The following is a 25548-nucleotide window of genomic DNA, read 5'->3' as shown; positions in this document are numbered from 1 at the left end:
GCTCGGCTCCCTTGTGGAGCCGGGCCGGTCAGACTTTGGCCAGGGGCTTGGCGGCGCGGCGTTTTGGGATGCCGGTGGTGAGGACTACGGCGATGACGGCGATGGTGAGGACTATGAGGGCGGTCCACCAGGTGAGGACTAGGCCGAGGACTACGACGCCGAAGGCGATCAGGATGGTCCACAGGTACATCAGGAGGACGGCTCGGCGGTGGGAGTGGCCGCGTTGCATGAGGCGGTGGTGGAGGTGGAGTTTGTCGGCGGCGAAGGGTGAGCGGCCGGCTTTGGTACGGCGGACGTAGGCCATCGTCAGGTCTAGGGCGGGGATGGCCAGGACCGCGATCGGTAGGACGAGTGGCAGGAGTGCGGGGAGGAGGCTGGAACCGCCTACCTCGTACGGAACGGCGTACGGGTCCATCTGGCCGGTGAGGCTGATGGTGGACGCGGCCAGCATGAGGCCGATCAGGAGGGCGCCGGAGTCGCCCATGAAGACCCTTGCGGGGAAGAAGTTGTGCGGCAGGAAGCCTAGGCAGGCGCCGGCCAGGGCGACGGTGATGAGGGTCGAGGTGGTGGCTCGGTCCAGGTCCTGCTCGACGTTCAGGAGGTAGGAGTAGGTGAAGAACGCGAGGGCGCCGATCGCTGTGACGCCGGCGGCTAGGCCGTCGAGGCCGTCTACGAAGTTCACGGCGTTGCAGGAGACCAGGAGGATGCCTGCGGTGATGACGGCTAGGAGGGCTGCTGATGGTGAGACGACGCCGCCGGGGAGCGGGAGCCAGTACAGCTGGATGCCTTGGACAACCATTACGCCGACGGCGAGGACCTCACCGGCGAGCTTGGTGATCGCGTCGAGTTCGTAGAGGTCGTCGATCACGCCGACCGCGCAGATCACCACGCCGCCGATCAGGATCGCGCGGCCGTCGTGGGCGACCTGCAGGCTGTCGCCGAGGAACGGCAGGCTGGAGGCGACCGCGAAGGCGGCGATCAGGCCGCCGAGGATCGAGACGCCGCCGAAGTACGGGATCGGGACCTTGTGCACGTCCCGGGCGCGGACCTTGGCCACGGCGCCGTACCGAAGGGCGATCTGCCGGGCCACACCGGTCAGCAGGAAGGTCGTGGCCATCGCCACGAACAGGACCAGCAGGTACTCGCGCACTAGTCCGCAGGCCTCACATCAGGGTTGGCAGCCTTCTCGTCCACCTTGGACGCCTCAGCAGCACCTTCGGTTGGCTTGTCGTCCACGGATGTCTCGACGGCAGCCTCGGCGGGCTTCTCGTCCGCGTCGGCGGGCTTGTCGTCGGTGACCGCCTCGGCCGGCTTGGCGTCCGTGGGGTTGTCGACGGGTGCCTTTGCCTCGGTGGGGGGCTCTTCGTCGGTGGTTACCTCGGGGACTACCTCGCGGAGTTGGGCCAGGGAGAGGGCTCCTAGGCGGACTACGCGGGGGGTGTCGGTGGTGATGTCGACGATGGTGGAGGGCTCGCCGCCGGTTACTTCGCCGCCGTCCAGGTACACCGCGACTGTGTCGGCTAGTTGGTCCTCGGCGTCGTAGACGTCCAGGGCTGCGGGGCGGCCGCTCTTGTTGGCGGAGCTGACGGCCAGGGGGCCGGTGCGGGAGAGGAGTTCGCGGGTGTTCTCGTGGTCGGGGACGCGGAGGGCTACGGTGCCCTGGGTCTCGCCGAGGTCCCACATGAGTGAGCCCTGGGCGTGGCAGATCACGGTCAGCGGGCCGGGCCAGAACTTCTCGCAGAGTTTGCGGCCGGCTTCGGGGACGTCGGTGGCGAGCGCGTCGAGCGACTCGACCACCGAGATCAGCACCGGCGGCGGCATGTCGCGGCCGCGGCCCTTGGCGTCCAGGAGCCGCTGGACGGCGTCGGACTTGAAGGCGTCCGCGGCCAGTCCGTAGACGGTGTCGGTCGGCAGGACCACCAGGTCGCCGGCCTCGATGGCGTCCACTGCGGCACGGTACGCCGGGGCCAGTTCGTCACCCGTGAAATCGAAGCGCTCACTCACGCACCGAATCGTGCCACTCACCCGGCTCCGCGCCTAAACCGGCCCGACTTCCGGGCAAACCTGACCGTCAATTGTCAATTTTCCGGCGAACCAGGCCCGAACCTCCCTAGGATCCCGGACATGACTGTGACGCGTGAGTTCCTCGAAGGGCTGCCGAAGGCCGAGTTGCATGTCCACCACGTCGGTTCCGCCTCGCCGCGGATCGTCGCCGAACTGGCTGCCCGGCACCCCGGATCGCCGGTTCCGGCCGACCCGGCCGCGCTGGCCGAGTACTTCCAGTTCACCGACTTCGCGAAGTTCATCGAGATCTACCTGAGCGTCGTCGACCTGATCAAGACGCCCGACGACGTCCGGCTGCTGACGTACGAGATCGCCCGCGAGATGGCCGGGCAGCACCTGCGGTACGCCGAGCTCACGGTGACGCCGTACACGTCGCAGCTGCGCGGGATCGCGCCCGAGGCGTTCTGCGAGGCGATCGAGGACGCCCGGACCGCCGCCGAGAAGGAGCTGGGGATCACCCTGCGGTGGATCTTCGACATCCCCGGTGAGGCCGGTCTCGCGGGCGCCGAGGAGACGCTCCGGGTCGCGACCAAGATCCGTCCGGAGGGGCTGGTCGGATTCGGGCTCGGCGGCCCGGAGATCGGCGTACCGCGGCCGCAGTTCAAGCCGTTCTTCGACGAGGCCATCGCGGCCGGGCTGCACAGCGTGCCGCACGCCGGTGAGACGACCGGACCGGAGACGATCTGGGACGCCTTGCGGGTGCTGCGTGCCGAGCGGATCGGCCACGGTACGTCGACCATGCAGGACCCGGCTCTGGTCGACTACCTGGGTGAGCACCGGATCCCGCTCGAGGTGAGCCCGACCTCGAACCTCGCCACCCGCGCGGTCGCGTCGTACGACGTGCATCCGCTCAAGGCGATGGTCGAGGCCGGACTGGTCGTCACGATCAACTCCGACGACCCGCCGATGTTCAGCACCACGCTGACCAACGAGTACGCCGTCGCCGCGGACCTGCTCGGTCTGGACAACGCAGGGGTCGGTGAGCTCGCCAAGACCGCCGTACGGGTGTCCTTCGCCGAGGACTCACTGAAGGACACCCTGACGGCCGAGATCGACCAGTACGTCGCCGCGAACAGCTAGGCGACGTCTAGACCGCGTCGAAGTACCAGCGCTGGCAGGCGCCGCCGTGGAACGGCCAGATGATCACGTCGGCTCCTGCTGCCGCGCTGCAGCCCGCGACGTCGAGTGACTTGCCACTACCGACGCCGAGGATCTGGTACGCGCCGTTCGAGAGCGCACTGATCCGCCACTGCTGGCAGGTGTTGGCGGAGCTCGGCGCAAGCTGCACAGGCCTGGCGTCCGTGGTCACACAGCCACTGACCTCGACGGCGTTTCCGGTGTTGCTGTCGACGATCTTGTAGACGTTGTCGGTGACCGCAGTGACCTGCCAACGCTGACAGGGGCTGCCTGCGACGCGGTCCCACATCCGGATGTCGGTGCCCTGGCAGTTGACGACGTCCAGGTCCTTGCCGAGCTCGCTGCGGATCCGGTACGTGCCGTTGGGCACGCTGACCGGCCGGAGCTTGAACTGCTGGGTCGCAGCACCTGTGAACGGCTGCTGCTCGAGTGCCGCCGGGTGCGCGCCCGCATCGGTCATGGCCAGTCCAGACAGCGTGTTGATGATGCCGTAGACATCGCCACCGAGCGGGTGCAGTGTCCAGCGCATGCCGTCCTGGCCGTTGCACGAATACTGCAGCACCTTCGTGCCCGGCGTCGTACCGCTGAAGGCGCTGTCCGCACACTTGCCGCTGTTGACGTTCTGCAGCTGCCAGCCCGTCTCGTACTGGAACCGCCACTGCTGGCTGGTCGCACCACTGCGCGGCCGGTGGCTCAGGTTCGCCAGGTTGGCCGTCGAACCGTCAACCACGTCGATAGCTTCACCACTGGACGGACTGACGAACTCGTAGATCTGTCCATGCCGTGGCCCGGGCCGCGGGTCCGGAGTGGCGCTCTTGATCAGCCAGTCGCTGTTGGCGAGGTTCCAGTGCGTGGCGAGGTAGCTGCCGGCCGGCGGGTTGGTGTTGAAGTAGTCGTCCTTGTTGCAGTCCAGCAACCGGTCGTTGTCCTTGTCGGCGCACACCACGCGGGTGTCCGAGCCGTAACACATCAGGTCGTACTCGTCGTTGCAGTGCCCGTTGTAGTTGGGAGCAGACGACTGTACGGCGCCCAGGTTGTGCCCGAGCTCGTGCGCAGCGGCGTTGAAGCCCCAGCAGTTCGCCGACGCGTCCACGCGGGCGTAGCCGGTGTTGTTGTTGTTCGCGTTGTCCAGGCCCGGTCGGTCGTCGCCGTACAGCGTCCCGACGCCACAGACCTTCTGAGCGTCCGCGTAGACGAGGTACTTGCGGGTGCTGTCCTTGTAGCCGAGGTTCTGCAGTGCAGTGACCATGGAGTTCCAGGTCTCCAGCCCACCGGTCGGTACGACGGCCTCCCTGACGTTCACCTGGCAGCCACCGGACACCGCGTCCGTGACGTACCGGATGTGCCGGCTGGCACCGGTCTGGAACGCACTGTCGTTGTAGGCCGCGTCGATCTCGTGGGACCACGCCCGGAACGACGGCAGGAACAGCTGCAACCGGCTGGCCTGCTGCGACTCCCGCGCGTACAGAACCTGGACTCGCTTACCAGCCACGCCATTGCCGTCACAGACGATCGCATTGGCAGCCATGGTGGCGTCCGCAACCGCCTTCGGCAGCGGCTTCGCCTTTTCACTCAGATCGGCGTTCGGAAGCACCTCAGGACCGCGCGTGCACTGGTCGATACCAGCCAGCTCCAGCCGCTGCATGCCCGCACACAGCTCAGCCTCGGTCTTCGGCTTCGGACTCGGTGGTGCGGCTTGCGCCGGGGTCAGCATCGGCGTACTGATCGCCAGCGCGACCGTCGCGGCCAGAACCCCCAGTTGTGACAGCACGGACCTCACGCGTGCACTCCTCACCCGCGGCCGGTCCGACCGTCAGCAGGCGGCTGACAGTGGGCGGCGAACCAGCCACGATCCACGCCATCCTGTGCGATCACAGGTTCAAGAGCGAGACTTTCGACCGTGATGACAACGTTTAGCCACGGCCGGGGCGGGTTACAGGAGACACCGTGATGACCCAGGGGTGGTACGACGTCGTCGACCGGGTTCGCGCGTTCTGGATGGTGAAGGGGGCGCGGGCTGAGCTGGTACTCGCGGGGGTTCTGCTGGTGCTCGCCGTGGTGGCGTTCGAGCTCTAGACCCTGCGGCCGGTCGCGAATCTGTTGCGGCCAGCCAAGTCCAGCTGGTCGCGGACTTCGGTGAAGTGGCCGGTGGCGGCGAAGACGGCGGGAGCCGACTCGCCCTGCACATCGGCGTGCTCGCAGGCGAACCAGCCGCCTGGCTTGAGCAGGCGGGCTGCGGTCACCGCGACGACCTTGACCTCGTCCAGGCCGTCGTCGCCGGACCAGAGCGCCAGCGCCGGGTCGTGGTCGCGGACCTCAGCGGTGACCGACTCCCAGGCTGTCAGCGGGATGTACGGCGGGTTGCTGATGACCGCGTCGGCCAGACCGTTGAGCTCGGGCAGGCAACCGTCGATGTCGCCCTCGTGCAGGGTAGCGCCGGTGCCGGCCAGGTTGCGGCGGGCCCAGACGCACGCCTCGGGTGACAGCTCGACCGCATGCACGACGGCATCCGGGCGCTCAGTCGCGACCGCGCCAGCGATCGCACCGGAACCCGAGCACAGGTCGATCACCAGCGGGGACTCGACGGCGGCGATCCGGTCGAGGATCCAGCCGACCATCACCTCAGTCTCCGGGCGCGGTACGAACACCCCCGGTCCGACGGCCAGCTCGCGGTACCGGAAGGCCGCCGTACCGGTCAGGTGCTGTAGCGGCTCGCGGGCAGCGCGCCGCGCGATCAACTCGGCATAGGTACGGCGCTCCGCGTCGGAAGGCTCGCGCAGGTTCAGCCGCGAAGAGCCGGTAACGAACGCGAGCAGCTCGGCCGCATCGAACTCAGGTGACGCGACCCCGGCCGCCCGGAGCTGGTCTGCGGCCGCTGCGATCAAACCCTTCACTGGGAGTCGACGGCCTCGAGACGTGCGGCCAGGTCGGCCTCGGTGAGCGCCTGGATGACCGGTGCGAGGTCGCCACCGAGCACCTGGTCGAGGTTGTGCGCCTTGTAGCCGACCCGGTGGTCGGAGAACCGGTTCTCCGGGAAGTTGTACGTGCGCACCCGCTCGGACCGGTCGACGGTCCGGATCTGCGACCGGCGGGCGTCGGACGCCTCCTGGTCGGCCGCCTCCTGCGCCGCCGCCAGCAACCGCGACCGCAGCACGCGCATGGCCTGCTCACGGTTCTGCAGCTGGGACTTCTCGTTCTGCATCGAGACGACGATGCCGGTCGGCAGGTGGGTGATCCGGACGGCGGAGTCGGTCGTGTTGACGCTCTGCCCACCGGGACCCGACGAGCGGAAGACGTCAATTCGCAGGTCGTTCACGTCGATCTCGACATCGACGTCCTCGGCCTCCGGCAGCACCAGGACACCGGCCGCGGACGTGTGGATCCGGCCCTGCGACTCGGTCACCGGCACCCGCTGCACCCGGTGCACGCCGCCTTCGAACTTCAGCTTCGCGTACGGCGCCTCGCCCGGCTCCGGGGTACCTTTCGCCTTCACCGCGACCGTGATCGACTTGTACCCGCCCAGGTCGGACTCGGCCGAGTCGATCACCTCGGTCTTCCAGTTCTGCGACTCGGCGTACTTCAGGTACATCTTCAGCAGGTCCCCGGCGAACAGCGCGGACTCGTCGCCACCCTCACCGGCCTTGATCTCGAGGATCGCGTCCTTGTCGTCACTCGGGTCCCGCGGCACCAGCAGCATCTGCAGCTTCTCGGCCAGCTCGTCACGCCGATGGGTCAGCTTCACAGCCTCGTCGGCGAACGCCGGGTCCTCGGCCGCCAGCTCCTTCGCCGCCTCGATGTCGTCGGCCGTCTGCAGCCACTCGTCATACGTCCGTACGACGGGCGCCAGGCCGGCATACCGCTTGCCGACGCGCCGCGCGTTCGCCTGGTCGGAGTGCAGCTCCGGGTCGGACATCTGCCGCTCCAGCTCGGCGTACTCCGCCTTGAGCGTCTGAACCGCCTCGAACATTGCGCACTCCTCCTCTCGGGGAACTCCTGGACAGACAAACCGCGCGCCGGTCCACCCCCGTGAGGGCAGACCGGCGCGCGGTAGGACGCCTACTTCTTGGCGTAGCGCTTCTCGAAGCGAGCGACCCGGCCGCCGGTGTCGAGGATCTTCTGCTTGCCGGTGTAGAACGGGTGGCACTGCGAGCACACGTCGGAGTGGATCGCGCCGCTCTCCGCGGTGGAACGCGTCGTGAAGGACGCGCCGCAGGAACAGGTCACCTTGGTGTCCACGTAGGTCGGGTGGATGTCGCTCTTCAAGACAATCTCCTAGGAATCAGGTGCTCCGGGTCGTCCACGGCGTGAACGTGAACCGGAACCGACGTACCAGTTTGCCACTTTGCCGTGGCAAACCGGTAATCGGGGGCAAATATCAGTCGCCGTTGGTGGTGCTGTGGGTCGAACCGGCCGACGGGGTGGTCTTGTTGACCTGGAGCAGGAACTCGATGTTCGACTTGCTCTCCTTGAGCTTGCCGATCAGCAGCTCCAGGGCGGCCTGGCCGTCCAGGGCGGACAGCACCCGGCGCAGCTTCCAGACGACCTGGGTCTCGTCCTTCGACATCAGCAGCTCCTCGCGGCGGGTGCCGGAGGCGACGACGTCGATGGCCGGGAAGATCCGGCGGTCGGCGAACTCGCGGCGCAGCCGGAGCTCCATGTTGCCGGTGCCCTTGAACTCCTCGAAGATCACCTCGTCCATCTTCGAGCCGGTCTCGATCAGCGCGGTGGCGAGGATGGTCAGCGAGCCACCGTCCTCGATGTTGCGGGCCGCACCGAAGAACCGCTTCGGCGGGTAGAGCGCCGAGGAGTCGACACCGCCGGACAGGATCCGGCCGCTGGCCGGGGCCGCGATGTTGTACGCGCGGCCGAGCCGGGTGATCGAGTCGAGCAGCACGACCACGTCGTGGCCGAGCTCGACCAGCCGCTTGGCGCGCTCGATGGCCAGCTCGGCGACCGTGGTGTGGTCGTCGGCCGGACGGTCGAAGGTGGAGGCGATGACCTCACCCTTGACCGTGCGCTGCATGTCGGTGACCTCTTCGGGCCGCTCGTCCACCAGCACCACCATCAGGTGCACTTCGGGGTTGTTCGTGGTGATCGCGTTCGCCAGCGCCTGCAGAACCATCGTCTTACCGGCCTTCGGCGGCGAGACGATCAGGCCGCGCTGGCCCTTGCCGATCGGGCTGACGATGTCGACGATCCGGGTGGTCAGGACACCCGGCTCGGTCTCCAGCCGGAGCCGCTCGGTCGCGTACAGCGGGGTCAGCTTGTTGAAGTCCTGGCGCTGCTTGGCGATCTCCGGGTCCGACCCGTTCACGGTGTCGATCCGGACCAGCGGGTTGAACTTCTCCTTGCGCTCACCCTCCTGCGGCTGCTTCACCGCACCGGTGATCGCGTCACCCTTGCGGAGGCCGTACCGCTTGACCATCGAGAGGGCGACGTACACGTCGTTCGGGCCGGGCAGGTAGCCGCTGGTCCGGACGAACGCGTAGTTGTCCAGTACGTCGAGGATGCCGGCGGCCGGGACGAGCACGTCGTCCTCGCTGATCGTCGGCTCCGGGTCGAACCGCTCGCCGCGGCCGCGGTTGCGGCCGGAATCCCGGCCCGAGTCCCGACCGGTGTCGCGGCCCGAGTCACGCCCGGACGTGGCCGGCTGGCCGTCGCGGTTGCGGTCCCGGTCGCGGCCCCGGCGGCGACGACGACGGCTGTCGCCCTCTTCGCCGCTCTGCTCCTGCTGCCGGTCCTGCTGACGGTTGTCGCGGCCGGAATCCCGGTTCTGGTCCCGGTTCCCATCACGGTTGCCGTCGCGGTTCTGGTTGTTGCGGTCCCGGTCGCGGCCCTGGTTCTCGCGGTCGCCACCCCGGTTGTCCCGGTTGGAGTCGCGGTTCTGGTTGTCGCGCTGGGCGTCCCGGTTGCGGCCCTGGTTCTCGCGGTTGCGGTCCCGGCCCTCCCGGTTCTGCTCGCGGTCGGCCGGCTGCTCGGCGCGGGCCTCGACGGCCGTCCCGTTCTGCGCAGCCTGTACGGCGGGCGCCTCGGCGGCCGGAGTCTCCACGGCCCGGGGCGCGGCGGCCTGAGTCTCGACCGGCGCCTTGCGCTCGGCCGTCTTCGGGGCCTCGGCCACCGGAGTCTCCTCGGCCGTGGCCGCGGCGGCGGCGCGGGTCCGGCGGCTGCCGCCCTCACGCTTGGCCGGAGCCTGCTTCGCGGCGGGCGCCTCAGCCCCCTCGATGGTCGACTCAGTCAGGGTCGGCTGGGTCGCCTTCGCCCTGGAAGAGCCGCCCGTCTGGGCGGCCTTGATCGCCTCGATCAGCTGGCCCTTGCGCAGTGCGCCGGTGCCCTTGATGCCGAGCGTCCCGGCGAGCTGCTTGAGCTCGGGGAGCAGCATGCCCTCGAGGCCGCCACCAGCCTTGCGGCGACGCGTCGCGGTACCAGCCGCGGCGTCGGAGCTGGAGGCTTCAACAGTTTCTGTCACGTGAGGTCCTTCCCACACGGATCGTCGAGGTGCGACAGCACCATCGACCGTTTCATCGCCCACGACCGAACGAATTGGCACGTGGGGTTCAAGAGGCTCTCGCTCGATCTGAGTCCCCCCGGACATCCCCGGCGCAGGCGGCGCAAGATCACGTTCACAGGGGGTCGCCACACAACACAGGGTGCCGGGAGCACAGCCCGGATCGTGACGAGAGTTCGCCGATCGCCTGGAGGGGATCGGGTGAGTCGAGACTAGCACCCCGCAGGGTCGTCCGCCTGACTCGAGGGGTACAACGCGTGTCAGTTCCTCGCTATTCCCTGCCTCACCCGGCCTCCATCGACCAGACCTGTACGCCCACTGGATCGACGCGCAGGTCGTGCCGCTCCCAGCCGTCCGGCGGTACCGGACAGGTCCGCTCAGGGCCGCCCACTACCAGGACCGTCGGCCCGGCCCCGCTGATGATCGCGGCCAGCCCACTCCCCCGCAGCTTGTGCACGAGCGCCAGACTCTCCGGCATCGCCGGCTCCCGGAACTCCTGGTGCAGCCGGTCCTCGGTCGCCGTCAGCAGCAGATCCGGCCGCTGCGTCAGCGCGACGACGAGCAACGCGGCCTTGCCAGCATTCGCAGCTGCATCTCCATGCGGTACGGCGCTCGGCAGCAACCCACGCGCTTCTTTCGTCAACACGCGGTTCGCCGGAACGTACGCGACCGCGCCAAGACCGTCCGAAGGGTCAAGCCGGACTGCCCGACCGCCTGCTTGATCAGACACAGTCCCATCGAGCCAGGCAACGGTGAATCCGCCGTACACGGCCGCAGCCACGTTGTCCGGATGGCCTTCGATCTCGTTCGCCAACCGGAGCAACCGCTCCCGATCCACCGGCTCACCAGCCAGCCCGTACGCCGCGGCCAGTCCACCGACGATCGCGGCCGACGACGACCCGAGCCCACGCCCGTGCGGAATCCGGTTCTCACACCGCAACGTGAATCCGGGGACCTGCACTCCGAGCGCGTCGAGACCAGCCCGGATCGACCGCACCACAAGGTGCGACTCGTCCCGCGGTACGTCGTCCGCCCCTTCCCCGGTCACGTGGACCGTCACCCCGGATCCGCCCGGCGTCACGACCAGTTCGTCGTACAAGCTGAGGGCGAGCCCAAAGGCGTCGAACCCCGGCCCGAGGTTGGCACTCGTAGCAGGAACCCGCACCCGCACCTGGTCACAGGGACGGCCACCTTCACCCATGTCAGACGAGTCCCGCGACGCGGGCGACCGCATCGGTGTCCGGTGGTGTGACTGGAGTCTCGTTCACCTTGGCGTGGTCGAGGGCGGTGTCGATGTCCTTCAGGCCGTGGCCGGTGACGGTGATCACTACGGTTGAGCCGCCGGGCAGCCAGCCTTGGGCCTTCGCGTGCAGGAGACCGGCGACTCCGGCCGCCGACGCCGGCTCGACGAAGACGCCCTCGTTGGCGGCGAGTTCACCTTGCGCAGTGAGGATCTGGTGGTCGGTGAGCATCTCGATCCGGCCGCCGGACTCGTCGCGAGCGGCTTCGGCGAGCGTCCAGGAGGCCGGGTTGCCGACGCGGATCGCGGTCGCCACGGTGTCCGGCTTCTCGACGATCGCGCCGCGCACGATCGGCGCCGCGCCCTCGGCCTGGAAACCCCACATCTGCGGCTTCTTCGTGGCCAGCTTGTCCTTCGCGTACTCCTGGTAACCCTTCCAGTAGGCCGCGATGTTGCCCGCGTTGCCCACCGGCAGCAGGTGCAGATCCGGAGCGTCGCCGAGCGCGTCACAGACCTCGAATGCCGCGGTCTTCTGACCCTCCAGGCGAACCGGGTTCACCGAGTTCACCAGAGCGACCGGGTAGTGCTTGCCGAGCTCACGCACGATCCGCAGGCAGTCGTCGAAGCTGCCGTCGATCGAGACCAGCTTCGCCCCGTGGACGACAGCCTGGGCCAGCTTCCCCTTGGCGATCCGGCCGGCCGGGATCAGCACCAGCGGCAGCATTCCAGCCCGGACGGCGTACGCCGCGGCTGACGCCGAGGTGTTGCCCGTCGAGGCGCAGACGACCGCCTTGTCGCCGGCCTGCGCGGCCAGCGAGATGGCCATCGTCATCCCGCGGTCCTTGAACGAGCCGGTCGGGTTGTTCCCCTCGACCTTGAGCCAGACCTCGCAGTTCGTCCGCTCGCTCAGCCACTGCGCGGCCACCAGCGGCGTACCGCCCTCGCCGAGCGTGACCACCGGAGTGTCCGTCGAGACCGGCAAACGGTCGCGGTATTCCTCGATCACGCCACGCCACTGGTGGGCCATTGTTCTACTCGCCTTCTACCCGCATCACACTGCTGACTTCACGAACGATGTCCATGTCGCGCAGGGCCTCCACGGTCGCGGACAACGCGGCGTCGGTCGCGCGGTGCGTGACGACGACCAGTTCGGCGTCGCTGCCCCGGCCCTCTTGGCGGACGGTCTGGATCGACACGTCGTGCTCCGCGAAGGCCTGGGCCACTGCCGCGAGGACACCGGCCTTGTCGGCCACGTCCAGGGACACGTGGTAGCGGGTCACCGCTTCGCCCACCGGGCGCACGGCCCGCTGGGTGTACGACGACTCGCCGACCCCCGGCACACCCTTGAGCCGGTTGCGCGCGGCGGACACGAGATCCCCGAGGACAGCACTGGCCGTCGGGGCGCCGCCGGCACCACGACCATAGAACATCAGCTCGCCGGCCGCTTTGGATTCCACGAAAACGGCGTTGTACGCATCGCGAACACTGGCCAACGGGTGGGTGAGCGGAATCATCGCCGGGTAGACCCGGGCGCTGACCGAGTCGGTCAGCTCGTCCAGCTCGCAGATCGCCAGCGACTTCACCACGCAGCCCATCTCGCGGGCCGAGGCGATATCGGTCGCGGTCACCTCGGTGATGCCCTCGCGGTGTACGTCGGCGATCGAAACCCTGGTGTGGAAGGCCAGGCTGGCCAGCAGTGCCGCCTTGGCAGCCGCGTCGAAGCCCTCGATATCCGCGGTCGGGTCAGCCTCGGCGTACCCGAGGGCTTGTGCCTCTTCGAGCGCCTCGTCGAAGCCGGCGCCGGTCGACTCCATCTTGTCCAGGATGAAGTTCGTGGTGCCGTTGACGATGCCCATCACCCGGGTCACGTCGTCACCGGCCAGCGACTCGCGCAGCGGCCGCAGGATCGGGATCGCACCGGCGACGGCGGCCTCGAAGTACAGGTCGCGCTGGTACTTCTCGGCGGCCGCGAAGAGCGTCGGGCCGTCCTCGGCCAGCAACGCCTTGTTCGCCGTGACGACGGAGGCGCCGTGCTCGAGTGCGCTCAGGATGAGGCTGCGGGCGGGTTCGAGGCCGCCGATCACCTCGATCACCAGGTCCAGTTCGCCGCTCGAGACCAGCGCCTGGGCGTCAGTCGTGATCAGCGCCGGGTCGACCGCGATATCGCGCTCGCGGCCGGCCCGCCGTACCGCGATGCCGGCGATCTCCAGCCGGGTGCCGACGCGGGCCGCCAGATGATCCGCCTGCTCGGTCAGGATCCGCACCACCTCGGTGCCGACCACACCACAACCGAGCAGGCCCACCTTCAGTGGTTTCTCCGTCATCCTTCGACTCCCATGTCCAGCAGCAACAGGTCGTCCTCGGTCTCCCGGCGTACGACGACTCTCGTCTGACCGTCCTTGACCGCGATCACCGGTGGCCGCGGTACGTGGTTGTAGTTGCTCGCCATCGACCGGCAGTACGCGCCGGTTCCCGGTACGGCGACCAGGTCGCCCGGGCCGACGTCGCCCGGCAGGAACTCGTCCTTCACGACGATGTCACCGGACTCGCAGTGCTTGCCGACGACCCGGGCCAGCGTCGGCGGGGCGTCGGAGTACCGGTTCGCGAGCGTGCAGGAGTAGTCCGCGTCGTACAGCGCGGCGCGAATGTTGTCGCTCATCCCGCCGTCGACCGAGACGTAGGTGCGGGCCGCGCCGTTGTCGAGCGCGACCTCCTTGACCGTGCCGACCGAGTAGACCGTGCACATCGCCGGTCCGACGATCGCGCGGCCGGGCTCGATCGAGACCTTGGGGACGTCGACCTCGAAGGCACGGCACTCGTGCTCGACGATCTTGCCCATTTCGGTGGCGAGCTGCGCGGGGTCGGACGGGTCGTCCTGGGTGGTGTACGCGATCCCGAAACCACCGCCGAGGTCGAGGTCCGGCATGTCGACGCCGAGCTCCTCGGAAACCCTTGCGTGCAAGGCGATCACGCGCTTCGCGGCCACCTCGAACCCGGACGAGTCGAAGATCTGCGAACCGATGTGCGAGTGCAGGCCGAGCAGTTCCAGCTCGGGTGCTTCGTTGACCCGGGCAACGGCTTCGAAGGCTGCGCCGGAGGTGATCGAGAAGCCGAACTTCTGGTCCTCGTGCGCCGTCGCGATGTACTCGTGGGTGTGCGCCTCGACGCCCGCGGTGACCCGGACCATGACCGGCGCGGTGATGCCACGCTCGCGCGACAGCTCGATCAGGCGGTCGATCTCGTACAGCGAATCGGCGATGATCCGGCCGACCCCGGCGTCCAACGCGCGGGCCAGCTCGGCCTCGGACTTGTTGTTGCCGTGGAACCCCAACCGCTTCGGATCGGCACCAGCTCGCAGCGCGACCGCCAGCTCACCGCCGCTGCAGACATCGAGGTTCAGGCCCTCTTCCATCACCCAGCGGACGACCGTCGTACTGAGGAAGGCCTTGCCCGCGTAGTAGACGTCGAAGTCCTTGAACGCGTTCTTGAACGCGCGGGCGCGGCTCCGGAAGTCGTCCTCATCCAGCACGTACGCCGGACTGCCGTGCTCGGCGACCAGGTCGCGGACGTCGACACCGCCGACGACCAGCGAGCCCTCGGCGGTCTTCTTCGCCGTACCGGACCAGAGCTGCGGGACCAGGTCGTTGACATCACGCGGGGCGCTCAGCCAAGGCGGCGCGCGGTGGCCGGCCTGGGCGTGCAGCGCGCCCGCCTCGTGGGCCCTCACATCCGCTCCGGAGCGGAGACACCGAGCAGGTCGAGCCCGTTGGCGAGCACGGTCCGCGTCGCGGACACCAGGGTCAGGCGAGCCTTGTGCACCGGCTCCACCTCCTCGTCGCCACGGGGCAGCACCCGGCAGCTGTCGTAGAACTTGTGGAACGCCGAGGCGGTGTCCTCGAGGTACCGCGCGACCCGGTGCGGCTCGCGCAGCTCGGCCGAGGTCGCGACGATCCGCGGGAACTCGGCCAGCGCGCGGAGCAGGTCGCCCTCGCGCTCATGGCTGAGCAGACCGGGCTCGAACTCGTCCAGCTTGATGCCGAGCTCGTCGGCGTTCCGCAGGATCGAGGCCAGCCGGGCGTGCGCGTACTGCACGTAGTAGACCGGGTTCTCGCTGACCTGCTTGGTCATCTCCTCGATGTCCAGCGTCAGCGGCGAGTCGACCGGGTAGCGGCAGAGCGTGTAGCGCAGCGGGTCGACGCCGCCCTCCTCGACCAGCTCGGCCAGCGTGACGATGGTGCCGGCCCGCTTGGACAGCCGCATCTCCTCGCCGCCCTTGAGGATCTTCACCAGCTGGCCGATCAGGATCTCGATGTTGTGCTCGGGGTCGTCCCCGGCGCAGGCCGCGATCGCCTTCAGCCGGTTCACGTAGCCATGGTGGTCCGCACCGAGCAGGTACATGCAGACCTCGAAACCGCGCTCCCGCTTGTTCACGTAGTACGCGGCGTCGGAGGCGAAGTACGTCGGCTCACCGTTGGTCCGGATCAGCACCCGGTCCTTGTCGTCGGTGAAGTCCGTCGTCCGCATCCACAGTGCGTCGTCCGCGTCGTACAGGTGGCCCTGCTCGCGGAGCTTCTCGATCGCGTGGCCGACACCGTCCTGCTCGTGCAGGCTGCGCTCCGACATCCACACGTCGAACTTGGTCCGGAAGTGCTCCAGCTGGTCCTGCTGTTCCTTGAGCTGCCGCTCGTAACCGGCCTCCCGGAACGCGACGGACTGCTCGTCGACCGGCAGCTCCAGGATCCCGGGCACCTCGGCCACGATCCGCTGGGCCAGCTCGCCGATGTACTCACCGTGGTAGCCGTCCTCGGGGATCGGCTGGCCGTGCGCCGCCGCCTTCAGGCTCTCACCGAACTTGTCCATCTGGTTGCCGCGGTCGTTGATGTAGAACTCCCGCGTCACCTTCGCCCCGGCCGCGGTCAGCACCCGCGCCAGCGCGTCGCCGACCGCCGCCCACCGGGTGTGCCCCAGGTGCAGCGGCCCGGTCGGGTTCGCCGAGATGAACTCGAGGTTCACCGCGAGCCCATGCAGTGCGTCGGTCGACCCGTACGCCGGCCCGGCGTCCACGATCGACTGGGCGATCTTGCCCTGGGCATCGGCCGCCACCCGCAGGTTCAGGAAGCCCGGGCCCGCGATCGACACCTCGGTGATCGCCTCGTCGTCCTGCAGCTTCGCCGCCAGCAGCTCCGCGAACGCCCGCGGGTTCATCCCCGCGCGCTTGCCCAGCTGCATCGCCACGTTCGTCGCATAGTCCCCGTGCTCGGGGTTCTTGGGTCGCTCGACCTTCAGCTCGCCGGGCAGCCCGCCCTCGACGGCGATGGTGCCGTCGGCAGCGAGCGCGGCCAGGGCCTGCAGGATCTTCTCAGCGAGCTGTTCCGGAGTCACCGCCCCAGCCTAATGGCGAACCATCCAATGCCTGGAATCACCATCCAAGCCCCGGTACCGGGTTAGCGATCAGCACTCACTGTGATCTTCGCGCCACCCGTGAACGGGACGTCCCACGGTGCCGGCTGGCCGTCGACGGTGATCTTCAGGTTGCGGCAGGCGTCGGCGAGGCATTTTGCGTCGTACTTGAGGCCCCAGAGGGTGAAGAACTGGGCCAGCGTGGGCTTCTCTTCGGTGGTTTTGGCCTCTACGTAGATGAGGCCGTCGGTGGTGTGCGTGTGTACGGCGGCCTGTTCGGCGCGGACGCGGTCGACACCGATCCCGGCGGGGACCTGCACGGGGTTGCCGTCGACGGTGATTTTCAGGCGCAGTGTGTACGGCGCTGGGCCGGAGAAGTCGAGCGGGAGTCGCTCGAAGCCCGCCTTGTCGATATAGGAGACGGCGTCGCGGGGGGCGTCCCAGGGCGGGGCCGTGGTGCGGAGGTCGGCCGCGGCCGGCTTGGCGGGGCTCACCCCGCAGCCGGCCGCAGCAATGCTCAGCAGGAGCAGAGCGGTCGCCTTCACACCTGCTCTCATAAGGAGCCAGATTAGTACTTCTCGGCCGGCATCATGATCCAGAGTGCGATGTAGATCAGGAACTGCGGCCCGGGGATCAGACAGCTGACCAGGAAGATCAGCCGCATCGTGTTCGGGGTGGTGCCGAACCTACGGGCCAGTCCGGCGCAGACACCGCCGATCCAGCGACCGTGCGACGGGCGAACCAGAGAGCTAGCCATCAGAACCGACGTCCTTTCGTGGTTGGACTTACATCCACTATGACGGCAGCCGGCCCCGGTCCGATCCCGCCGCACCGGTCTTCCAGGGTCCCTTCAGGGAGAGCCCCTACGACTAATTGCTATTGCTGGAAGCGGTACGTCTTGCTGTCGGTGGTGATGCAGATGCTCGGCGACAGCACGATCACCCGCAGCGTCCCGTCCTGCTCGAAGTAGTCGATCCCCTCCACCTCGAAGCTCCCGGTGCAACCACTCTTGAGCGGCAACTGACCGAGCGACTTCACCTGCCCCGTCACATCGGCCGAACCGACCGGTCCGGACAGATCGACCTGCAGCAGCGGCTTCGTCGTACCGAACAGTGTCCCGGCCGGATCGTCGGACGCACACAGCAGCCGAGTCGCCGTCACGAAGTCACAGCCCTGTACGTCGCGCACCGGGCGATCCAGGTTGACCCTCGAAGCGAGCGGCAGGTTCTGCCCGGGGTTCGTCGCCCGCACACCCGGCATCGGGAAGACGAGCAGGCGGTCCATCGTGCCCCACTCCCCGTTCACCATCCACTGCGTGTCCGGCGACACCGCCGACCAGCTGTTGTTCGTCGCCTCCCACGACTCCAGTGCGTGCTTGTAGTTCGACCACGCACCCGTCGGCGACTGCACCCGGAACAGCTTCCCGCCCCGGTCGTCCCGCTGGTACGGCTCGACGTACCAGCCCTGTGCGGCCCCCGGATCACCCACGTGATTCCACCCGGCCACCAACAGGTCGAACGGGATGGTCGCACTCCCCGTGTACCGGTACTGCGTCGTGCTGCCACGAGTCACCGTGGCAAGCCCCTGACCTTCGTCGAGCGGCCGGGCGTTGTCCGACCCCACCAACCGCCAGCCATCCACTGCATGAGCCTGTGCCGGCCACATCACGGCGACAAGCATGACCACCAGAGCGATCCCCAGTTTGCGCATGCCCGGAGTTCTACCCCACACCGCGAGCCCCAATTCGGAGATGGCAGGAACATGCTGCTAATGTTCACCTCGTTCCTGAGCCCCCGTAGCTCAGGGGATAGAGCACCGCCCTCCGGAGGCGGGTGCGCAGGTTCGAATCCTGCCGGGGGCGCGCGATCGATCTGGGCGGTTCATGTCAACGGAGTGCGTTGACCTGGATCGCCCGCCGTGTTTTCTGGGGGCGGAGCCCCCAGCCCCCGCCCCGGGAGGGCTGCGCCCCCCGGACCCCCTGCTGCGCGGGGCTGGGGTCGGCTGGTTGGTGCCGGGTGTTGTGGCTGGGGAGTGGTGCCTGGGGAGTGGTGGCTGGCTGGGGCTGCTTGTGGTTTGGGGCTTCGCCCCTTGCCCCCTTGTTCGCCGGTTGCCACTTGGTGGGGTGGCGTTGGTTAGAGGGTTTTCAGGTCTGATTGGGCTTTGGTTAGTTGGTGGTTGAAGTCTGCTGCGGGGTCTTGCATCCAGTCTTGGATTGCTTGAGTGAAGAGGGCCATGCCTACTTGGGCGGCTAGGGCGGCTTGCCTGGGTGGTGTTCCGCGGGTGATCAGGGCTTCGGTGGCTGCTGTTTGGAGGGCGGCGCGTTTTGTGAGCTCTCGTTCGCGGAGGGCTGGGTTTGCTTCGATCACGTGAGCTCGGGGGAGCGCGAACGGGCGGTTTCTCAGCAGATGTGGCTCTAGGGCTCGGAAGGCTGCTGTCAGGATCTTGAGGGGCTTGGTGCCTGCGGCCTCGGCGATCGCCTGGCGCAGTGCTGGTGCCAGCTCCTGCTCGCCGCCGAAGAGGACCTCGCGTTTGTCGGGGAAGTGGCGGAAGAAGGTTCGTTCGGTGACGCCGGCGGCTGCTGCTATTTCGGCGGCGGTGACTGCTTCGTAGCCGTGCTGGGTGAACAGGGCCAGGGCTGTCTCTTGGAGGCGGCGGCGGACTGGTTCTGCATTGCGGGGCACCAGGACAGTTTACGTCAGTCACTGACTTTACGTGGTAGCGTCAGTGACTGACAGATTGGAGCCGCGGTGACTGACGTGGTGCTTTCTACGGGGCGCGGCGAGATGCCGGCGTATCTGGCGGTGCCTGCTGGGGCCGGGCCTTGGCCGGGGGTGGTGGTGATTCACGACATACTCGGGTGGACTGCCGATGCGCGGGAGCAGGCCGACTGGCTGGCCGGTGAGGGGTTTCTCGCGCTGGCGCCGAACCTCATGCACTGGGGTCGGCGGTTGACGTGTGTGCGGTCGATCTTTCGGGACGTGCGGGATCGGCGGGGGCGGTCGTTCGACGATGTCGAGGCTGCACGGCAGTGGCTTGCCGGGCGCGACGACTGCACCGAGCAGATCGGGGTGATCGGATTCTGCCTGGGTGGCGGATTCGCGTTGTTGCTGGCCAATGGGCACGGGTTCGATGCGTCGAGCGTGAACTACGGGACGGTGCCGAAGGATGCGGACGCCATCTTAAACGGAGCCTGTCCGGTCGTCGGTAGCTTCGGGGCCAAGGACCGCTCGCTCCGAGGCGCCGCTGCACGGCTCGACTCGGCCTTGAGCAGGAACGGCGTTGCCCACGACGTACAGGAGTATCCGCAGGCGGGGCACGGGTTCTTGAATCAGCACGACTCGGCCGAGGTCCCACTGGTCATCAGGGTGATGGGCCGGCTGGTTGGTGAGGGGTACGACGAGGATGTCGCCCAGCACGCTCGTGAGCGGATCAGCGGGTTCTTCGGGGAGCACCTCAAATGATCACCATCGCCGGGCGAACCGTGTCCCGCAAGGGCTTCGGGGCTATGCAGTTGCGCAGCGGGACCGAGCCCGAGGTGGCCGTGGCGGTACTGCGCAGGGCGGTCGAGCTCGGCGTTCGGGTGATCGACACCGCGTGGTTCTACGGCAACGACGTCGTCAACCGCTTCATCGCCGACGCCCTGCGGCCCTATCCAGCCGATCTCGTGCTGGCGACCAAGGCGGGTGCGCGGGTCGAGCACGACGGTCTGTGGCCGCAGCCGGACTACAGCCCGCACCAGCTCCGGGCAGGCAACGACCGCGACCGGATCGTGCTCGGCCTGGACACCGTGCCGCTCACCCACCTGCGGTGGCCAAACGCGGATGACTCGTACGACGGGGTGACCTTCGACCAGGCATTCGACACCATGCTCGAGATGCAGGCGGAAGGCCGGATCGAGCACGTCGGACTCTCGAACGTCACCCTCGATCAGGTACGCCGTGCGCATGCGCACGGCACCGTCGCCAGCGTGTCGAACCTGTTCAGCTACGGCAATCAGGCCGACGCACCAACGCTGGCGTTCTGCACCGAGCACGGCATTCCGTACCTGCCGTACGGGCCGCTTGGGTACGGCGCGAGCGGTACACCTCCCGCCGTACCGGGACAGACCTCTGCCCAGGCACAGCTCGCCTGGCTCCTCCACCGCTCACCCGTCACGGTACTGATCCCAGGTACCAGCAGCGTCAAGCATCTCGAGGAGAACCTCGCTTCCAGAGCTTAGGAAGGGATCCCGAGCCGGTGTGGTTTGCTGGGCTGCATGGCATCGGGGTCTGCTGGTCGGTGGGTGCTGCCGGTTGCGCTGGCAGTGATGATCGTGATTCCGGCCGGCGCTGTGCTGGTGCCGCACCTGGTGAAGCGGGTGACGGAGGACCTGTCGAAGGACCGGCGGACCTACTCGTTGTGTCCCCGCGATCGTGGGGACACCGACATACTACGGAAGTCGCAGATGGCCGAAGATTCGGCGCCCTATCGAGGGGCTGGGCCGCATCGGGTCGTGGTGGCCGGCGCGGGTGACCTGACACTGCGGTTGCCGAAGGAATGGGTACCTGCGCAGACCGGGGCCCCTGCCGAGTACCAGCTCGATCAGCTGGAGCTGGTGGCGTGTGGTTATCAGTACGCGGTCGGTGAGGAGGGGATCCTTCAGACCTGCAAGTACAAACCGCTTCAGGGCGGCGCGGAGTACACGGTGTCGCAGCAGAGCGCGAAGTACGACTATCGCGTGTATGAGGCGCGGACCGGGACGCCGCTGGGGAGCTTCACGCTCAAGGCGGTGCGTGGCGACTGCGCGGATTTCCGGAGCGTGTATGCGGGGGCGACTGGTACCGAGGTGACGGCCGATCCTGATGACAAGGAACTGCAGCGCGAGCTGCAGCCCTTTGTCATGGCGACGGTACCAGGCTAAGCGACTCCTGCTTCGAGGAGTTGTTTCCAGATTTCGGACTGGTCTACTACCTCTACCTCTAGTTTTTCTGCCTTGGTGATTTTGGCGGCTCCTACGTCGGCGCCGGTGATGAGGTAGTCGGTGCTGGCGGAGACTGAGGAGGCGATGGTGGCTCCGGCTTTCTCGCAGAGGCGTTGGAAGGCTGGTCTTGCGACCTTTTCGCCGGTGCGGGGGTCGGAGATGGAGCCGGTGACTACTACGGTTTTGCCGGCTAGGGGGGCTCCTGCTGCTACTACCGGTGGGAGGTCCTCTTCGCGGACGTCCAGGGAGACGCCGGCGGCTCGTAGGCGCTCCAGCTCTGGCTGGAGGCGGTTTAGGTGTTCTATGAGGGAGGCTGCGACCTTCGCGCCGATGTCGTCGACCGCGACTAGGCCTTCTTCGCCTGCTTCGATGATGGCTTCGATGGAGGGGAAGCCGGCTCGGCAGAGTCTTGCTGCGGTTCCTTCGGAGGCCATGGGGATGGCTAGGCCGATGAGGGCTCGGCGGAGGCCTACTTGTTTGCTGGTTTCGATGGAGTCGATCATGCGGGTGGCGGAGACTTCGCCGACGCGGTCGAACTCCAGGAGGCGGTCCTTGGTCAGGGCGTAGAAGTCGGAGGGGTTTTCGAGGTCGCCGGACTCGGCCAGGCGTTCGATCCACACGCCGCCGATGGCGTCGATGTCGGCGCCGGCGCGGGATGCCCAGTGGATGAGGCGGCGGACGGTTTGGGCGGGGCAGGAGGCGTTGGTGCAGAAGAGTTCTCGGCTGTTGCCCTGCTCGGTCAGGGGCTCGTCGCAGGACGGGCAATTGGTCGGAGGGACGATGTCCTGCTCAGTGCCGGTACGGCGGGATGCGTCGAGCACGCCGGCTACGAACGGGATCACGTCGCCGGCTCGTCGTACCAGGACGGTGTCACCGATCTTGATGCCTCGGGCCTTGATCACCTCTTGGTTGGCGAGCGTGGCACGGGTGACTGTCGTGCCGCCGACGAAGACTGGTTCGAGCCAGGCGACCGGGGCGATCTTGCCGGTCTTGCCGACGTCCCAGCGGACCTCCAGCAGAGTGGTGGTCTTCTCCTCGGCCGCGAATTTGAAGGCCAGTGCGCCACGCGGTGAGCTCGACCGGGTCCCGGCCGCGGCGTACGCGTCGCGATCGGCAAGGCGCAGTACGGCGCCGTCCAGGTCGTAGTCGAGCTCGTTGCGCTGCTGCTCGATCCCGGTGATCACCTCCTGCGCCGCCGCGGCGTCCGCGCAGTGCCGCATGTCGGCGGCGGTGAAGCCAAGTGTCTTCAGCGCACGCTCCAGATCGGCGTCGGTGCTGTCCGGATCGGTCTGCAAGTCGAACGCGAGGAACTGGAGCCGCCGCTCGGACACCGTGGCCGGGTCCTTCGCCCGCAGCGTGCCGGCGGCCGCGTTGCGCGGGTTGATCAGCGGCTTGTCCGGGTGCGCTGCGTTGTACGCCGCGAAGGTGGACCGCAGCATCACCGCCTCACCACGCACCTCCACCCGGCCCGGTGCGTCCAGCTTGTGCGGTACGCCGTCGGCCAGGGCCCGCACCAGCGGCGTCACGTCGTCACCGGTGGTCCCGTCGCCCCGGGTGATCGCCCGGGCGAACCGGCCGTCCTCGTAGACGAGCGCCAGCGACAGTCCGTCGAGCTTCGGCATCACCACGACGGGCTGTCCCGGGAACCGGCTGAAGAACGCCTCGACCTGCTCCGGCTTCGTCGCCTTCTCCAGTGACAGCATCGGGCGCGAGTGCCGGATCGGTGCGTGCAGCACGGCCGGTGCGCCCACCTGGTCCAGCGGGTTCGGCTCCGGCGTCAGCTCCGGGTTCGCGGCGATCAGGGTGCGCAGCTCGTCCTCGATCGCGTCGTACTCCGCGTCCGCGACCACCGGGGCTCCCTGGTAGTACGCGTCGCGCAGCTCGACGATCCGGCCGGCCAACTCCTGAATGCGTTCATCGACGTTCACACCACCGGACGTTACCGGTCGCCGGGGACAATCCCCGTACCATGAAGCGCGTGAATGACAGCGGCTTGGTGGAAGCAGCAGACGACGTTTTCTTCGTCCAAGGCTCGGCAGTGAACTGGGTGTTGCTCCGCGACGGGTCGAACCTGACGCTGATCGACGGTGGCTATCCGGGCGACCTCGAGGCCGTGGAGGCGTCGATCCGGGCGATCGGACGCCGGCCGGAGGATGTGCAGGCCGTTCTGCTCACGCATGCACACGTCGACCACATGGGTGCGGTGAACCCGTTCCACAGTCGCTACGGCACACCGACGTACGCCGATCCTGCTGAGGTCGGCCACGCGCATCGGGACTACCTGGACCAACTGGCTCCGGCCAAGCTGATCAGCAACCTGTGGCGGCCCGGTGTGCTGCCGTGGGCGGTCGGGATCATCCGGAACGGCGCTATGCAGGACGTGGCTGCTCCGCATGTCCAGGCGTTCCCGACGGAAGGTGCGCTCGACCTACCAGGGTCACCGGTGCCAGTGCCGACTCACGGGCACACTGCGGGCCACTCGGCGTACTTCATCCCGGCGGCGGGTGCGGTGATCACTGGGGACGCCCTGGTGACCGGGCACAAGATCGTGTCGGCCGTGGGTCCGCAGCTGATCCCACCGCTGTTCCAGCACGGCGACCCGACCGATCTGCTCGCGGCACTCAAACCGCTCGTCGATCTGGACGCGGACGTCGTACTGCCCGGGCACGGCGGACTGCACCGCGGTTCGATCCGCGAGGCAGTCGCCGCCGTACATGCCTAAGACTTTGGCTTGTTCTCGCGCCACTCGCGCTCGAACGGCAGCCGCCAGGCACGCGGCGCGATCAGTTGGTGAATGGCGTTCGGGCCCCAGGTGCCGGGCTGGTACGTCTTGACCGGCGGCGGGTCCTCCAGCAGGTGCGCCGACCGCTCCCAGAGTGACTCGATGCCCTCGGCGGTCGTGAAGAGCGTATGGTCACCGCGCATGGCGTCCAGGATCAGCCGCTCGTAGGCCTCCAGGACGTCACCGGCGCTCTTGGTCTCCTGCGTCGAGAACTGCATCGACAGCTTTTCCAGCCGCATCCCCGGCCCGGGCCGCTTGCCGTAGAACGACAGCGAGACCCGGGACGAATCCGCCAGGTCGAAGGTCAGGTGATCCGGACCCTCCGCCCCGAAACCGGTCGGGAACATCGTCTTCGGCGCCTCCTTGAAGGCGATCGAGATGATCCGCTGCCCCTGCGCCATCCGCTTGCCCGTGCGCAGGAAGAACGGCACGCCGGCCCAGCGCCAGTTGTCGATCTCGACCTTGAGGGCGATGAACGTCTCGGTGTCGGAGTCCGGCGCGACGCCGTCCTCGTTGCGGTACCCGGAGTACTGGCCGCGGACGACGTCGGTCGCCTGGATCGGCAGCATCGACCGGAAGACCTTGTTCTTCTCCTCCGAGATCGCCCGCGGTTCCAGGGCGGTCGGCGGCTCCATCGCGACGAACGACATCACCTGCATGAGGTGCGTGACCACCATGTCCTTGAACGCGCCGGTCGGCTCGTAGAAGGTGGCGCGCTGGTCGAGACCGAGCTCCTCGGGGATGTCGATCTGCACGTGGTCGATGTGGTTCCGGTTCCAGATCGGCTCGAACAGCCCGTTGGCGAACCGGAAGGCGAGGATGTTCAGCGCCGCTTCCTTGCCGAGGAAGTGGTCGATCCGGAAGACCTGCGCCTCGTCGAAGGTCTCGTGGACGAAGTCGTTCAGCTGGATGGCACTGGCCAGGTCGTCACCGAACGGCTTCTCCATCACCACTCGCGCCCGCTCGACCAGATCGGCGTCGCGCAGCATCGCGATCACCGCCTGCGCGGCCTTCGGCGGCACCGACAAGTAGTGCAGCCGGCAGGCGCCCGCACCCAGCAGGTCCTCGGCTGCCTTCACCGTGGCGGCCAGCGCCTCCGGTCCGGCCGACACCGACACGTAGTCGAGGCGGCTCGCGAACTGCGTCCACTCCTCGTCGCTCATCCGGTGCGTCCCGTACGTCTCCACCGCCTGGCGGGCGCGCTCCCGGAACTCGTCCACGGTCAGGTCCTCGGTCGCCGACCCGACGATCCGCACGTCGGGAGCGAACTTGGACTGCTGCAGGTACGCCAGACCGGGGAGCAGCTTGCGCTTGGCCAGGTCACCGGTGGCACCGAACAGCACGATGACGTGCGGTGCCAGGGGCTCCTCGTCCCGTCGTGACGGCCGCGATCCGGGTGCCGGGTACGCGATGGTCTGGGTACGGTCAGGCATAGACGCAGTGTAGGTCGTGTCTGTTTC

24 protein-coding genes and 1 tRNA gene are annotated in these 25548 nt (G+C 68.0%); 7 read left to right on the top strand and 18 right to left on the bottom strand.

Translation table 11 applies throughout. From position 1 onward, the window contains the following. Window positions 1-28: 28 nt before the first annotated feature. Both ABD231_RS21505 and ABD231_RS21500 read right to left on the bottom strand, forming a co-directional pair. Complete coding sequence (locus tag ABD231_RS21505) at window positions 29-1150, bottom strand: glycosyltransferase family 4 protein (protein ID WP_344154695.1); 1122 nt, start codon at window positions 1148-1150, stop codon at window positions 29-31. Then, window positions 1150-2004 carry an L-threonylcarbamoyladenylate synthase gene (locus ABD231_RS21500; protein ID WP_344154692.1) on the bottom strand — a complete coding sequence of 285 codons (855 nt, stop codon included), beginning with the start codon at window positions 2002-2004 and terminating at the stop codon, window positions 1150-1152. The genes ABD231_RS21505 and ABD231_RS21500 overlap by 1 nt, the downstream gene beginning before the upstream one ends. Before the next feature lie 120 nt (window positions 2005-2124). On the opposite strand from ABD231_RS21500, the gene ABD231_RS21495 reads away from it, so the two are divergent. Next, window positions 2125-3144 (top strand): adenosine deaminase, encoded by a 1020-nt coding sequence (locus ABD231_RS21495; RefSeq protein WP_344154689.1) that lies wholly within the window; start codon window positions 2125-2127, stop codon window positions 3142-3144. Between the two features lie 7 nt (window positions 3145-3151). Here ABD231_RS21495 and ABD231_RS21490 read toward each other — a convergent pair whose 3' ends face one another. Then, window positions 3152-4981, bottom strand: coding sequence for an RICIN domain-containing protein (locus tag ABD231_RS21490; RefSeq protein ID WP_344154686.1), 1830 nt, complete (start codon window positions 4979-4981; stop codon window positions 3152-3154). Between the two features lie 167 nt (window positions 4982-5148). Here ABD231_RS21490 and ABD231_RS21485 point away from each other — a divergent pair, with 167 nt between their 5' ends. Continuing rightward, complete coding sequence (locus tag ABD231_RS21485; RefSeq protein WP_344154683.1) at window positions 5149-5277, top strand: hypothetical protein; 129 nt, start codon at window positions 5149-5151, stop codon at window positions 5275-5277. Here ABD231_RS21485 and prmC read toward each other — a convergent pair. The 12 genes from prmC to ABD231_RS21425 form a co-directional block, all read right to left on the bottom strand. Further along, window positions 5274-6095 (bottom strand): peptide chain release factor N(5)-glutamine methyltransferase, encoded by an 822-nt coding sequence (gene prmC / locus ABD231_RS21480; protein ID WP_344154680.1) that lies wholly within the window; start codon window positions 6093-6095, stop codon window positions 5274-5276. The two genes, ABD231_RS21485 and prmC, sit on opposite strands and share 4 nt — an antisense overlap. Continuing rightward, window positions 6092-7168, bottom strand: a complete 1077-nt coding sequence (gene prfA, locus ABD231_RS21475; protein WP_344154677.1) for a peptide chain release factor 1 — start codon at window positions 7166-7168, stop codon at window positions 6092-6094. Before prfA ends, prmC begins: the two co-directional genes overlap by 4 nt. Before the next feature lie 89 nt (window positions 7169-7257). After that, complete coding sequence (rpmE, locus tag ABD231_RS21470; protein WP_344154674.1) at window positions 7258-7464, bottom strand: 50S ribosomal protein L31; 207 nt, start codon at window positions 7462-7464, stop codon at window positions 7258-7260. A gap of 112 nt (window positions 7465-7576) precedes the next feature. Beyond that, window positions 7577-9667, bottom strand: a complete 2091-nt coding sequence (gene rho / locus ABD231_RS21465; RefSeq protein ID WP_344154671.1) for a transcription termination factor Rho — start codon at window positions 9665-9667, stop codon at window positions 7577-7579. A 322-nt stretch (window positions 9668-9989) separates the two neighbouring features. Then, the gene (gene thrB / locus ABD231_RS21460) at window positions 9990-10907 is read right to left on the bottom strand and encodes a homoserine kinase (RefSeq protein WP_344154668.1); all 918 of its coding nucleotides are present in this window, start codon (window positions 10905-10907) and stop codon (window positions 9990-9992) included. Between the two features lies 1 nt (window position 10908). Further along, window positions 10909-11973 (bottom strand): threonine synthase, encoded by a 1065-nt coding sequence (gene thrC, locus ABD231_RS21455; protein WP_344154665.1) that lies wholly within the window; start codon window positions 11971-11973, stop codon window positions 10909-10911. 4 nt (window positions 11974-11977) lie between these two features. Further along, the gene (locus ABD231_RS21450; protein ID WP_344154662.1) at window positions 11978-13270 is read right to left on the bottom strand and encodes a homoserine dehydrogenase; all 1293 of its coding nucleotides are present in this window, start codon (window positions 13268-13270) and stop codon (window positions 11978-11980) included. After that, on the bottom strand, window positions 13267-14673 hold the full coding sequence (gene lysA, locus ABD231_RS21445) for a diaminopimelate decarboxylase (RefSeq protein ID WP_344154659.1): 1407 nt from the start codon (window positions 14671-14673) through the stop codon (window positions 13267-13269). The genes ABD231_RS21450 and lysA overlap by 4 nt, the downstream gene beginning before the upstream one ends. After that, window positions 14670-16328: an arginine--tRNA ligase gene (argS, locus tag ABD231_RS21440; RefSeq protein ID WP_344154656.1), complete on the bottom strand. Its 1659-nt coding sequence runs from the start codon at window positions 16326-16328 to the stop codon at window positions 14670-14672. The genes lysA and argS overlap by 4 nt, the downstream gene beginning before the upstream one ends. Before the next feature lie 62 nt (window positions 16329-16390). After that, window positions 16391-16903 (bottom strand): hypothetical protein, encoded by a 513-nt coding sequence (locus tag ABD231_RS21435; protein WP_344154653.1) that lies wholly within the window; start codon window positions 16901-16903, stop codon window positions 16391-16393. A gap of 11 nt (window positions 16904-16914) precedes the next feature. Then, window positions 16915-17103, bottom strand: coding sequence for a PspC domain-containing protein (locus ABD231_RS21430; protein ID WP_344154646.1), 189 nt, complete (start codon window positions 17101-17103; stop codon window positions 16915-16917). Window positions 17104-17222: 119 nt separating this feature from the next. Then, complete coding sequence (locus ABD231_RS21425) at window positions 17223-18056, bottom strand: hypothetical protein (protein WP_344154644.1); 834 nt, start codon at window positions 18054-18056, stop codon at window positions 17223-17225. A 79-nt stretch (window positions 18057-18135) separates the two neighbouring features. Between ABD231_RS21425 and ABD231_RS21420 the strand changes: the two genes are divergently transcribed. Further along, window positions 18136-18207 (top strand) — tRNA-Arg (locus ABD231_RS21420). Window positions 18208-18478: 271 nt separating this feature from the next. On the opposite strand, the gene ABD231_RS21415 is transcribed toward ABD231_RS21420, so the two are convergent. Continuing rightward, window positions 18479-19027, bottom strand: a complete 549-nt coding sequence (locus ABD231_RS21415; RefSeq protein WP_344154641.1) for a TetR/AcrR family transcriptional regulator — start codon at window positions 19025-19027, stop codon at window positions 18479-18481. A 66-nt stretch (window positions 19028-19093) separates the two neighbouring features. Between ABD231_RS21415 and ABD231_RS21410 the strand changes: the two genes are divergently transcribed. The 3 genes from ABD231_RS21410 to ABD231_RS21400 are packed head-to-tail and all read left to right on the top strand — an operon-like array spanning window position 19094 to window position 21246. Next, on the top strand, window positions 19094-19807 hold the full coding sequence (locus tag ABD231_RS21410) for a dienelactone hydrolase family protein (protein ID WP_344154639.1): 714 nt from the start codon (window positions 19094-19096) through the stop codon (window positions 19805-19807). Then, the gene (locus ABD231_RS21405; protein WP_344154635.1) at window positions 19804-20565 is read left to right on the top strand and encodes an aldo/keto reductase; all 762 of its coding nucleotides are present in this window, start codon (window positions 19804-19806) and stop codon (window positions 20563-20565) included. The genes ABD231_RS21410 and ABD231_RS21405 overlap by 4 nt, the downstream gene beginning before the upstream one ends. A 36-nt stretch (window positions 20566-20601) precedes the next feature. Continuing rightward, window positions 20602-21246 carry a hypothetical protein gene (locus ABD231_RS21400; protein WP_344154632.1) on the top strand — a complete coding sequence of 215 codons (645 nt, stop codon included), beginning with the start codon at window positions 20602-20604 and terminating at the stop codon, window positions 21244-21246. On the opposite strand, the gene ligA is transcribed toward ABD231_RS21400, so the two are convergent. Continuing rightward, the gene (gene ligA, locus ABD231_RS21395) at window positions 21243-23234 is read right to left on the bottom strand and encodes an NAD-dependent DNA ligase LigA (RefSeq protein ID WP_344154629.1); all 1992 of its coding nucleotides are present in this window, start codon (window positions 23232-23234) and stop codon (window positions 21243-21245) included. The two genes, ABD231_RS21400 and ligA, sit on opposite strands and share 4 nt — an antisense overlap. Window positions 23235-23284: 50 nt before the next feature. Here ligA and ABD231_RS21390 point away from each other — a divergent pair, with 50 nt between their 5' ends. Then, window positions 23285-24028, top strand: coding sequence for an MBL fold metallo-hydrolase (locus ABD231_RS21390; RefSeq protein ID WP_344154626.1), 744 nt, complete (start codon window positions 23285-23287; stop codon window positions 24026-24028). Here the strand turns inward: ABD231_RS21390 and zwf are convergent. Further along, window positions 24025-25521: a glucose-6-phosphate dehydrogenase gene (zwf, locus tag ABD231_RS21385; protein ID WP_344154623.1), complete on the bottom strand. Its 1497-nt coding sequence runs from the start codon at window positions 25519-25521 to the stop codon at window positions 24025-24027. The two genes, ABD231_RS21390 and zwf, sit on opposite strands and share 4 nt — an antisense overlap. Window positions 25522-25548 lie beyond the last annotated feature (27 nt).

Source organism: Kribbella yunnanensis, assembly GCF_039529655.1.
Lineage (GTDB): Bacteria > Actinomycetota > Actinomycetes > Propionibacteriales > Kribbellaceae > Kribbella > Kribbella yunnanensis.
Note: the sequence above shows the minus strand (reverse complement) of the source record. Positions and strands in the feature narration are given on the sequence as shown.